Annotated in this window: 10 protein-coding genes; 8 read left to right on the top strand and 2 right to left on the bottom strand. The window is 58.0% G+C overall.

The window, feature by feature from the left end:
* Positions 1 to 10 precede the first annotated feature (10 nt).
* Positions 11 to 535 carry a hypothetical protein gene (locus BGIM_RS0142870; protein ID WP_020475748.1) on the bottom strand — a complete coding sequence of 175 codons (525 nt, stop codon included), beginning with the start codon at positions 533 to 535 and terminating at the stop codon, positions 11 to 13.
* A 387-nt stretch (positions 536 to 922) separates the two neighbouring features.
* Here BGIM_RS0142870 and BGIM_RS0142865 point away from each other — a divergent pair, with 387 nt between their 5' ends.
* The 6 genes from BGIM_RS0142865 (at position 923) to BGIM_RS0142830 (ending at position 8,723) form a co-directional block, all read left to right on the top strand.
* The gene (locus BGIM_RS0142865; RefSeq protein ID WP_020475746.1) at positions 923 to 2,251 is read left to right on the top strand and encodes a leucine-rich repeat domain-containing protein; all 1,329 of its coding nucleotides are present in this window, start codon (positions 923 to 925) and stop codon (positions 2,249 to 2,251) included.
* On the top strand, positions 2,241 to 3,023 hold the full coding sequence (locus BGIM_RS0142860) for a pentapeptide repeat-containing protein (RefSeq protein ID WP_020475745.1): 783 nt from the start codon (positions 2,241 to 2,243) through the stop codon (positions 3,021 to 3,023). Before BGIM_RS0142865 ends, BGIM_RS0142860 begins: the two co-directional genes overlap by 11 nt.
* Positions 3,024 to 3,361: 338 nt before the next feature.
* Complete coding sequence (locus BGIM_RS0142850; protein WP_020475743.1) at positions 3,362 to 4,696, top strand: leucine-rich repeat domain-containing protein; 1,335 nt, start codon at positions 3,362 to 3,364, stop codon at positions 4,694 to 4,696.
* Between the two features lie 355 nt (positions 4,697 to 5,051).
* Entirely contained in the window at positions 5,052 to 5,564 is a 513-nt protein-coding gene (locus BGIM_RS60010) for an ankyrin repeat domain-containing protein (protein WP_020475741.1), read from the top strand.
* A gap of 297 nt (positions 5,565 to 5,861) precedes the next feature.
* Positions 5,862 to 7,187 (top strand): leucine-rich repeat domain-containing protein, encoded by a 1,326-nt coding sequence (locus tag BGIM_RS0142835; protein ID WP_020475740.1) that lies wholly within the window; start codon positions 5,862 to 5,864, stop codon positions 7,185 to 7,187.
* 60 nt (positions 7,188 to 7,247) lie between these two features.
* A complete protein-coding gene (locus BGIM_RS0142830) occupies positions 7,248 to 8,723 on the top strand; it encodes a leucine-rich repeat domain-containing protein (RefSeq protein ID WP_029631851.1) in 1,476 nt (491 codons plus the stop codon).
* A 277-nt stretch (positions 8,724 to 9,000) separates the two neighbouring features.
* Here the strand turns inward: BGIM_RS0142830 and BGIM_RS0142825 are convergent, their stop codons facing one another.
* Complete coding sequence (locus tag BGIM_RS0142825; protein ID WP_020475737.1) at positions 9,001 to 9,567, bottom strand: leucine-rich repeat domain-containing protein; 567 nt, start codon at positions 9,565 to 9,567, stop codon at positions 9,001 to 9,003.
* A 378-nt stretch (positions 9,568 to 9,945) separates the two neighbouring features.
* On the opposite strand from BGIM_RS0142825, the gene BGIM_RS0142820 reads away from it, so the two are divergent.
* The gene (locus tag BGIM_RS0142820; RefSeq protein ID WP_020475736.1) at positions 9,946 to 10,836 is read left to right on the top strand and encodes a hypothetical protein; all 891 of its coding nucleotides are present in this window, start codon (positions 9,946 to 9,948) and stop codon (positions 10,834 to 10,836) included.
* Complete coding sequence (locus BGIM_RS60805; protein ID WP_020475735.1) at positions 10,826 to 11,647, top strand: fatty acid desaturase family protein; 822 nt, start codon at positions 10,826 to 10,828, stop codon at positions 11,645 to 11,647. The genes BGIM_RS0142820 and BGIM_RS60805 overlap by 11 nt, the downstream gene beginning before the upstream one ends.
* Positions 11,648 to 11,815 lie beyond the last annotated feature (168 nt).

Below are 11,815 nucleotides of genomic sequence, written 5' to 3'. Positions count from 1 at the left end.
CTGTCTAAAATCACCGATACTTTCGGGCAGGGCGGGACCTATTTAGTTCCGTGCGGACATAAGAGATCGCCCCGAAGCCGTTGGTTTGGGCGCCGCGTCGCTTGAGGATGGCGTCGAATTCCAGATCGGCCTGGACGAGCTTTTCATCCGTGTTGGTCACCACGATTTGTTTGATGGTTGTTTTGTCGTCCGCGATGGTCACCCGCAGACGCAGCACGCTCCCTTTGTCCTTGAAGAGATCGGACGCGATGCCTCCTTCGATGGCCTCGCCCGGCGTCGCTTTTTTCTTCTTCTCGTCATAGGTTCCCATGACGACTTTCGTGTCCTTGGTCACCGTCCCTTCCTTGTAGACCGTGCCGACGACCTTGCCTTTTGAATCCAGCGTTAGTTTGCCGAAGACGAGCTTTTCAGCAGACTTTGTTCGCTTGGTGAAATCCCGGCTCGGGCCGTCGATCACGGCGTCAAATTCCTCGGCCACGGCGAATCCGACGATCATCGCCACCAGCACGGAGGCGGCAAGCATCTTCTTAAACATGGGACTCCTGAGTGTGGACGGAAGCGAATGGTCCTGCCCGAGGAGGAGGGGGCCGACGGTCAGGTCCTTCGATCCTCCCCGCCATGCTACCCGCCTGCCTTTTCGGGGGCAATGTGAGATGGTTGCATGATGTTACCAAAATTATCATTGACCGATGGGTGCGCCCGGCCCTCACGGACCGGTCTGGATTAGCCGGTCTTTCAGACCGGAGTCGTTGAAGGGTGGAATCCGAAACCCGTCAAAACGCCCGGCCTGAAAGGCCGATTAACCCAGACCGGTCCGTCAGGGCCGGGCGGTCAACCCGGCGATCAACCCGCCCCCGATTCTCTTTGCCATTCCCCGCCGAATCTGTCACCATAACCCGGCCAACTTCACGGAGGATTTTCCATGCGGTTCCCATTCGGCCGGGTCGCCTTGCTGGCGGTGTTGTTCGTCTCCGCGAACAGCCCGGCGGCGCCGGCGCTGAAATCGAAGAAGCCGGTCATTGATGCCGAAACGGTGGAGTTGTATCAGGCGCTCGGCGCCCGGTTCGGGAAGATGGAAGTCTGTTCGGAACGGCATCCCGGCGCTTCGTGGGAATGGCTGGCCGCCGACGCGGACCGGCCGGAAGCCGACGTGTTGCCGGCGTTTCGATTCCGAAGGCTTCCGGAAGGGGGGTTGCCGGAGGTGAATGTGCCGTTCGCCCTGGATTTGCAGCATTCCGAAATCAAGGACGAGGATTTGGCCCGGCTCGGCCATTTGACCAACCTGCGGGTGTTGAACCTCGCGCAAACGTTCACGAGCGACGAGATGCTGCGGCACTTGGAACGGTTCAAAAACTTGACGGACTTGAACCTTTCGCAAACAGTGATTTCACGGAAAATCACCGACGGGGGCCTGATGCATGTCGGGCGGCTGACAAACCTCACCCGGCTGGTTCTTCGCGGAACCGACGTGACCGACGCGGGGTTGAGGGAGCTCCGCGGGCTGCCCCGGCTCGTCTCGCTTGACCTGCGCGGCGCGAGAGGCATCACCGACGCCGGGCTGAAAGAACTCGCCCGGCTGGACAACCTCCGGGCGCTCGACTTGGGAGAACTGCCAATCACCAACCGGGGCCTCGACGAATTGAAAGAGCTCCGGAGACTGAGGATTCTCAATCTCGGACGGACGAAAATTGACGATGCCGGATTGAAGTCGCTCGGGCAGTTTGACCTCCTCGCCGAGTTGACGCTCTTCTGTACGGGGGTGACGGACGCCGGTTTGCGGGAGATCAAACGCCTTGACCAACTGGAATATCTTGAACTCTGCCTTACTAAAATCACGGACGCGGGATTGAAAGAACTGAGGGGATTCAAAAAGCTCAGCCGGCTGGGGATGCGCGCAACGGCCGTCACGGACGACGGATTGAAGGAGATCAAAGACCTGACCACCCTGACCGCCTTGGACTTTTCCTCGCACACCACCGACGCGGGGTTGAAGAATCTCCGCAACCTCGTCAATCTGCGCGATCTCCAGTTTCATGAAGATCAGGTGACCGACGCGGGATTGAAGGAGATCAAAAACTTCGAGAAGCTCACCAGCCTGTGTCTGACATTTTGCAAAGTGACCGATGCCGGCCTCGTCGAACTCCACGGCTTACGCCATCTCACCGATCTGAGGCTCGACTGCACCAAAGTCACGGACCTCGGCGTGGAGGAACTAAAAGAGATGCTGCCAAACTGCCGGATTGTCCGGTGAAAACAACCCGGCCGCGCAAACGATCAAAGGTTCCCGCTCAATGAAAGACAAGAAAAAGCCGCAATCAAAAGCCGCCAGTCGATGGGACAAAAAGACGGTCGCCCAAATCGAGGCGTTATTGTCGCCCGGCGTGGTTGATTTCTCCTTGTTGAAGGAATTGACCGGCGTGATTGCGACAGGGGCCGTCGAATACTGCGATTTAATAGCGTTTCCGCTTGGCAAATTCATCATCAAGGCGGAAATGTCGCACATTGATTTTTCGGCCGCCAAATGGGACCCCGTTGTCGGGATCGGGAGGTCTTCCCTGTCGAATTGCCGGTTTGTCGGAGCCTCGATTCAATCGCAGATCAGCTCCAATCACATCGATTGTGATTTTTCAAAATGCAAATTCAGATCCTGCGGATTTTCACCGAAAACACGGTTTGAAAATTGTCGTTTTGACAATGCGAAATTCACAGGATGCACTCTGTATAGCTGTCACTTTGTGAATTGCTCATTTGTAAAATCCTCGATCTCAACAACTGAATTTGACGAATGCGTATTTGACAATTGTGATTTTACAAACACCTCATTTTATGATAATTCCATGGGAGGGTGCTTGATCCAAAACAGCCCTCATAACATTGAGTTTCTGGTCCCGTCAACACAAGAGAGAATCATGGGAATATTCGACCAGTCATTGCCGGTGGTCGATTTTGGGAAAACAAACATGACAAACGCCGTTTTTGGAACGAATTCCACATCAAAGATCATTGATGCGAAAAACGACTGACAAAATGGCGAAGATTTTCGGCAAAGACCCGGCCGAGGCGACCAGCCAAAACGGCCCGGCCTTGACTGACGGACCGGTCTGGGTTAACCGGCCTTTCAGGCCGGGCGTTTGTCTTGGCGAGCCGAGCAGCGTGAGCTGCCGGGTGGCTCCCGGTGGTCGAACCGCTTCCCTTTTACTCAGCCAGACTCAAACCCGTGGCTGAAGTGACTTTCCCACTGGAAGCCACCCGGCAGCTCACGCTGCTCGGCTCGCCAAGACAGATGACATCGATTCCCTTTGCCATCTCCCGCCGAATCTGTCACCATAAACCCGGCCCACTTTTTCCGGAGGGATTCCCGATGACCGCCCGATTCGCCGGCCTCGCCTTGTTGCTTTCATTGCTCGTCGCCGCAAGCAGTCCGGCCGCGCCGAAGCCAAGGCCGGCGCCGGGGAAGCCGCTGCTTGATGCCGAGACGATTGCCGCGTATCGGGAGCTTGGGGCGGACTACTTCGCCATTTCTGTCTGTTCCGGACAATATCCCGATCCGGAGTGGTTTTTGTGGTCCGACGAAACGCGCCTGCCGGAAGGCCCGGTGTTGCCGGCTTTCCAATTCACGTCTCTTCCGGGGGGCCGTCTGCCCAAGGTGGATGTGCCGTTCGGGCTGGTGCTGGTTGGTCCCAAAATCACCGACGCGGATTTGGACCGGGTCAAGGACATGGCCAACATCCGGCTGTTGTGTCTTTGGTGGACAGACGTGACCGACGAGGGATTGCGACATCTCGGGCACATCAAAGACCTGACCGATCTGAGCCTTGAGCGAAAATCGGGCAGGCCGGGCGTCACGAACGACGGCATGAAACATGTCGGGCAATTGAAGAACCTTGTCCGGTTGTCTCTTCAGAGAACCAGCGTGGGCGACGCGGGGCTGAAAGAACTTCGGGGGTTGAGCCGGCTCGTCTCGCTGGATCTTTGCGAGGCGAACAACATCACCGACTCCGGCTTGAAAGAACTCAATAGCCTGGACAAGCTCCAGACGCTGGGTCTCTCGGGCCTGCCAATCACCGGCAAAGACCTCCATGAATTGAAAGACCTCAAGAGCCTGACGCAACTGAATCTTAACCGGACGAAACTCGACGACGCCGGAACAAAGGCGCTCGGCCAGCTTGTCCGCCTCAAGGAATTGGAGTTGTACGGCACGGCCACGAGCGACACCGGCCTGCGGGAGGTCGGGCGCCTCGGTCAATTGGAGGCACTTCGTCTCGGCGACACCAAAATCACCGACGCGGGATTGAAGGAACTGAGGGGACTCAAGAAACTCCGGGAACTGGACATCAGCGGCACGGCAACGACCGACGCTGGATTGAAAGAAATCAAAGACATGAAAACTCTTGTCAACCTGACCCTCTCCGAACACGTCACCGACGCGGGATTGAAGGAGATCAAAAACCTCGCCAATCTGGGCCACTTGGTGGTTAGTCATGCGATGGTGACCGACGCGGGATTGAAAGAATTGAAAAGCCTTGCCAATCTCAACCACTTGGAACTGTCCGACTGTGAACTGACCGATGCCGGAATCGGCGAGCTTTACGGCCTCAAGAAACTGGAATATCTGAATCTGGGCGGCAACAGCATCACGGCCGAGGGCAGGATGAAATTGCAGAAAGCCCTGCCGCTTTGTTTGGTTAGTTCGTGAAGACACCAAGCCGGTTGTCGGCCCGGCCCTGACGGACCGGTCTGGGTTAACCGGTCCTTCGGACCGGGGTCGTTGGCGGGTGGAAGCCGAACCCCATCAATACACCCGGCCTGAAAGGCCGGTTAACCCAGACCGGTCCGTCAGGGCCGGGCGATCAACCCGGCGATCAACCGGCCTCGATTCCCTTTGCCATTTCCCGCCGAATCCGTCACCATAACCCGGCCAAATTTTTCCGGAGGGATTTCCGATGTTCGCCCGGTTCGCCTGACTTGTGTTGCCGGTTTCACTGGTTGTCATCGCAACCAGTGTGAAGAGGTCGATTGACAAGAAGCAGATCAAAAAAGGATGATTTGACATGCTCCGACAACTGGCAAAAGCAGGGACATTCGCGCAAGTCGAACAATTTCTCCGCCAGCATTCCCCAATACCTCAAGATGAAATGGCCAATGCCTTGGCTGATGCGGCTTTTCGCGGAGATATATTCATCGTTAAACTGCTTTTGGAAAACGGGGCAAATCCAAATATCTGTCCCGGCGAGCATCTGCTGCCCATTTTTTGCGCGGTGGAACAAGAAGATTGTGAAATAACACGATTATTGGTCAGTTATGGCGCTGATATTAATATCGCCATTGAAGAAGGAAAACAAACCCCTCTGCATTGGTCGGTGGATTCGGAGGGCGATTTCGCCTGGCAAAGCGAGCAAAAGCCTTCGGATAAAATAACGAAATGCCTGCTCTCCTTGGGGGCCAACCCACTATTGAAGGATTCTTCAGGGCGAACGCCGCTAGATTTCGCCGAGTACTATCAACATAATAGCGCAATTGAATTGTTGAAAGCCAAGATCAAAGAACAGTTTACCCGGCCCTGACGGACCGGTCTGGGTTAATCGGCCTTTCAGGCCGGGCCGTTGGCGGGTGGAAATCAAACACCATCGAAACGCCCAGCTGACGGACCGGTCTGGGTTAACCGGCCTTTCAGGCCGGGGCCGTTGACGGGTGGAAACCAAACCCCAGCAAAACGCCCGGCCTGAAAGGCCGATTAACCCAGACCGGTCCGTCAGGGCCGGGCGATCAACCCGGCGATCAACCGGCCAACGATTCCCTTTGCCATCCCCCGCCGAATCTGTCACCATAAACCCGGCCAATTTTTTCCGGAGTGATTCCCGATGTTTGCCCGATTCGCTTGTGTCTCGCTGATGGTTTCGTTCATCGTCTCCGCCAATGGCCCGGCCGCTCCTGGGGAGAAGAAACCGGTGATCGATGCGGAGACGATCGCCGCTTATAAAAAACTCGGGGCGGGTTACGGGGCCATGGAAACTTGCTCCGAACAGCATCCGGGAGCTTCGTGGTACTGGCTGGGGGCCGAAGCACACATGCCTGACGGAACTGCGTTGCCGGCGTTTCGATTCAACTCGCTTCCGGCCGGCGACCTGCCCAAAGTGAATGTGCCGTTTGGCCTCGATCTGAGTCGCTCCAAAATCACCGACGAGGATTTGGCGAAGCTTAAAGACCTCTCGAATCTCCGGGTGTTAAACCTTCGCGCGACCCGCGTGACCGACGAGGGATTGCGACACCTTCGACACTTCAAAGACCTGACCGATTTAAACCTCGGCCAGACATCGAAAGCGCCGAAAATAACGAATGAGGGGATGGGGCATGTCGGGCAGCTAAAGAACCTCACCCGGTTGTCCCTTGAGGAAACCGCCGTGGGCAACGCGGGGTTGAAGGAACTCCGGGGGCTGACCCGGCTGGTCTCGCTTGACCTTGGCTCCGAGAAGAGAATCACCAACCCCGGCATGGAAGAACTTGGCGGCCTGGACAAACTCCGGGTGTTGAATCTCGAAGGTCTGCCAATCACCACCGCGGGCCTCGACGAATTGAAAAACCTCAAGAACCTGACGGATCTTGATCTCAGCCACACGAAAATTGATGAGGCCAGCTTGAAGGCGCTCAAGCCATTCAGCCATCTCAAAACGCTGAAATTAAGCGATACAGCGGTGACCGACGCCGGTTTGCGGGAGATCAGGCATCTTGACCAACTGGAAGTCCTTCGTCTCGGCCGCACCAAAACCACCGACGCGGGAATGAAGGAAATCAAGGGACTCAAGAAACTCCGGCGATTGGAAATCGTCGAAACGGCCGTGACCGACGCCGGGCTGAAAGAAATCAAGGATCTGACAAGCCTGATCCATCTGGACCTCACCGAACACATCACCGACGCGGGGTTGAAAGAACTCAAAAACCTTGTCAATCTGCGAGTCCTGACACTGATGGACGCCAGGAAAGTGACCGACGCGGGGTTGAAAGAACTCAAAAACTGCGACAAGCTCGCCCACTTGATTTTAAACAAGTGCGACGTGACCGACGCCGGCCTCCTCGAACTCCATGCCTTCAAGGATCTCGACTCTCTGGCGATTCTCGGCACCAAAGTCACGGACGAGGGCGTGATGAAATTGAAGAAAGCCCTGCCGTATTGCCATGTCTACCGTTGAAAATGCCAACGCCTTTGCGGTTTGCCGATGGTTTCGTTCTCGCAAACAAGGTTTTCCCCAATGACCGCCCGACTCGCCGGCCTGACCCTGTTGCTTTCCTTGATCGCATCCGCAAACAGCCCGGCGGCGCCGGCGCCGAAAAGGAAAATGCCGGCGGTCGATGCCGCGACGATTGCCGCGTACAAGAAACTCGGGGCGACTTACGGAATGATGGAGGTCTGTTCGGAACGGCATCATGATGTTTCGTGGAAATGGCTGAAGGCCGACAGCGCCTTGTCGGACGATGCCGTGTTGCCGGCGTTCCGGTTCACGAAATTCCCGGAGGATGATTTGCCCGCCGTGAATGTGCCGTTCGGCCTCAATTTTTATGAATGCAACATCTCCGACGCGGAGTTGGCCCGGCTCAAAAACCTCAAAAATCTCCGCGTGTTAAACCTCGGCGTGTTTCTCGAGGACGAACTCGCCAATCCTCGGCCCTCGGTCATTGTGGTGAGCCGGCAATCAGCGGTCAGCTTGCCTCGCGTGACCAACGAGGGATTGCGACACTTGGAACATTTCAATGACCTGACCGATTTGAACCTCGGGTCCGACTATTGCAACGAGGCCATCACGGACGAAGGCATGAGGCATGTCGGACGGTTGAAGAATCTGACCCGGCTGTCCCTCCGGGGATTGGACATGAGCGACGCGGGATTGAAAGAACTGCATGGGCTGACTCGGCTCGTCTCGCTGGATCTTGGCTCCGCGAAAAACATCACCGACGCGGGATTGAAATCGCTGCGGGAAATGACGCGGCTTGCCTCGCTGGATTTGAGTTCCACGAAAAATATCACCGACGCGGGATTGAAGGAAATCGGAGCGCTGAGCAAACTTCGGAGGCTGGACCTTGTGAACCTGCCTGTCACCGGCAAGGGACTCGACGAATTGAAGGACCTCAAAAACCTGACGTATCTTGATCTGGGCGGCACGAAAATCGGCGACGCCGGAATGAAGGCGGTCGGCCAATTCGCCGGACTCACCACATTGGGGCTGGCGGTCGCGGCGGTGACCGATGTCGGCCTTCGGGAGATCGGGCGCCTCGACCAATTGGAATCGCTTTATCTATGCTTCAACAAAATCACCGATGCGGGCTTGAGGGAATTGAAGGGGTTGCGAAAATTGCGGCGGCTGAACATCGTCCGGACAATGGTAACCTACGCGGGATTGAGTGAAATCAAAGAACTGACAAGCCTTGAAGATTTGGAACTCCCCTCGGGCATCTCCGACGCCGGGCTGAAAGAAATCAAACCCCTCGTCAATCTCAAATCCTTGTCTCTTATTAACTGCCAGGTGACTGACGCGGGATTGAAGGAACTGAAACACTTCGACAAACTCGCCAAACTGAGTCTGATCGGCAGCGAAGTGACCGACACCGGTTTGCTCGAACTCCGCTCCTTCAAGAAACTCGTCTTGCTGGAACTGGGCCGCAACAAAACCACGGATGACGGCGTGAAAAAATTGATGAAAGCGATGCCGGATTGCGTTGTTAATTGGTGAAGATACTTGGCCGGTTGATTGCCCGGCCCTGACGGACCGGTCTGGGTTAATCGGCCTTTCAGGTCTGAAGGTCGAACGCAAGGTTGTGGGCGAAGGCCCACCTGACGGACCGGTCTGGGTTAATCGGCCTTTCAGGCCGGGCGTGTTGATGGGGTTCGGCTTCCACCCTTCAACGGCCTCGGCCTGAAAGGCCGATTAACCCAGACCGGTCCGTCAGGGCCGGGTGACTCTGCTCGGCTCGCCAAGACAATTGCCCGCCCTGACGGGCCGGGCCAACTCACTCATCCGGATCGACCTTGAGCTTGTCGCCGAGTTTCTTTTTGAGAAGCGCGTAATCTTCTTTGCTCAGGCCCTTGCCGCTGAAATAGATCGTCTCGATCTTCGGCATGTTCAGCATCGACTTGGGCAGGCGTGTCATCGACACTTCGCTAAACTTCAGGACCTTCAGCGACGTGAGGCCCGTGAAGACATCGTCCGGCAACTGGCCGAGCTGGTCGGCCGAGATGTTCAACTCTTCCAGGCTGGATAGCTTCGCAAACACCCTCCCGCTGATCGCGGCCGGTTCGTTTGGTTTTGCTTTCTTGTGGAACAGGGAAAAGAAGGAGAGCTTTTTGAGTTTGGTCAGCCCGGCGAAGTCGTCGTCGTTGAAGGCCGGGAGGTGGATGTGCGGGAGGCTTAGCTCCGTCACCGTCGCCAGATCGGCCTCGGTGATGTCCGCGATTTTCTTGTTCAGCGCCTTCTCCAAGGCAATGGTCACGGTTCTGGAGCGTTCGCCCGGATTTTGGGCGTGAACCATTCCGGCGCTGATTGCAATCAACAAGAGGGAGAGAAAGAGAGTCTTCATGGTCGGCTTCGCCGTGGGAGGGAGATGCTTTTTACGCTAACGCGCGCGGCCGGCCGGTGTCAAACATAATCGCGGGCGTTCGGAGTTCGCCCGGCCGGGTTGATATGTTTTGGCGAACCGCGCCAGCGGTCGGGTTGTGTCTTGGCGAGCCGAGCAGCGTAAGCTGCCGGGTGGCTTCCGGCGGGAAGGCGCTTTAGCCACAGGTTTGAGTCCGGCTGAGTAAAGGGGAGGCGATTCGACCGCCGGAAGCCACCCGGCAGCTTACGCTGCTCGGCTCGCCAAGACAGATGGACGGGCGAACTCACCGGCCAAATCCGTTATCCTTTTCCACATTCTCCGGTTCATCAACACGAGGCGTCTCTATCGCCGGGGGCCGTGATGGGGTGGCTGGTCGCGCTGTCGGGCGGGTTGTTGCTGGCCGGGGTGGTGGCGTGCGGACTGGCGGCCGACGGGCGGTTTTTGCCGCATGACGAGCAATTTTTGGGGATGTCGGCCGGGGAGCTTTGCGAGCGGCACGGGTGCCGGATTGTTCACTTCATGATTCACGACCGGGCCGCGTTTGGCGGGGTCGTGGCATCCATCGGCCTCGTTTATCTCTGGCTGGCGCTTGTCCCCCTGCGGCGGCGCGAGGGGTGGGCGTGGCGGGCGTTACTCGTCAGTGGAATCGTCGGATTCGCCAGTTTTTTGGCCCACTTTGCGCAAGGCTATTTCGATGTCTGGCACGGGGCGGCCACCCTCACGCTGCTGCCATGTTATGTGATCGGAATGTGGCGAAGCCGGGCGGCCGGATGGCGGCCGGTTCCTTCACGTGGCTGGCCGAACTGGCGAACGAGATCCGGGGCCGGGCGGGCTTGTTTGTTGGCGGTCAGTATCGGGTCGATCGTCGCCGGGGTAGTCATTTTAAGTTTGGGGATGACGGAGGTGTTTGTGCCGCAAGACCTCGCGTATTTGAGCGTGAGCACGGATGAACTGCGGGCGCTCAACCCGAGACTGGTTCCGCTGATCGCGCACGACCGCGTCGGGTTCGGCGGGGCGATGGTCTCGGCCGGGCTGGCGGCAACCGCCTGCGTCTGGCACATGGAGCCGCACGGCTCCGCTTGGTGGGTTCTGGCGCTCGGCGGGGCGGCAGCATTCGGCCCGGCCATCGCCGTGCATTACGCCATCGGCTACACCGACCCGATTCATCTGGCCCCGGCCATTGCCGCGGCCGCCCTCCACGCGCTCGGGCTGGCCTTGATGATGCGAAGGACAAGCCGACATGCCGGATGAAACATCACGCCCGGCCGCCTCCGTTCCCCCGCTTCGGCTGTTGGGCGCCGACCTCCTTCATGTGTCGTTGCTTCGGCGACTATTCAGTCTGATGGTGCCGTTCGCCTGCGCCGGGGCCTATTTCGTGTTCGCCATCAACGACTGGTGGCCGGCGGCCGTGCTGTCGCTGATGGCGTTGAGTTTCTTCACGTATTCGTCCACGTCGCATGATTTGGTTCACCGCTCGCTCGGGATGCCCGGCCGCATGAACGAGGTGATGCTGTGTGTGATCGAACTGCTCGCCTTGCGCAGCGGCCATGCCTACCGGGCGATCCATCTGAATCACCACGCGAGATTCCCGGAGCCGGACGACATCGAAGGGGCGGCCGCGCGGATGTCGTGGCTCGGCGCCATCCGCGACGGGCTGACGCTCCAATACCGCGCGTGGTGGTGGGCCGTCCGCCGGGGAGGCCGCGACCGGGCGTGGATGATCGGCGAAGCGCTGGCCTGCCTGTCTCTCGTCATCGCCTCGGCATTGCTCGCCCCCGTCACGCCGGTGTTCCTGATCTATGCCGCCCTGATGATCGCCGGAAGCTGGCTGATCCCGCTGGCCACCTCCTACATCCCGCATGATCCCGATGGCCATGATGAACTCACCCAAACCCGCGCCTATCGCGGCCTGATCGCCTCCGCCATCGCCTTTCGGCATCTCTATCACCTCGAACATCATCTCTACCCGGCGGTCCCGCATCAAAACTGGCCGAAACTGGCCAAGCGGCTCGACCCGTATTTGCACGAAGCTGGCGTGGTCGCGCGGCGATTTTGGGTTTGAAAGGCTAGCGTCGGCCCGGCGGGGTTGATCGCCCGGCCCTCACGGACCGGTCTGGGTTAATCGGCCTTTCAGGCCGGGCGTGTTGATAGGTTTCGGATTCCACCCTTCAACGACTCCGGTCTTTCAGGCCGGGCGTGTTGATGGGCTTCGGATTCCACCCTTCAACGA

Origin of the sequence: Zavarzinella formosa DSM 19928 (genome assembly GCF_000255705.1) — a bacterium.
In the GTDB taxonomy this organism is placed as follows: domain Bacteria; phylum Planctomycetota; class Planctomycetia; order Gemmatales; family Gemmataceae; genus Zavarzinella; species Zavarzinella formosa.
The sequence above is the reverse complement of the archived record's forward strand: the minus strand, read 5'-3'. Positions and strand labels throughout refer to the sequence as shown.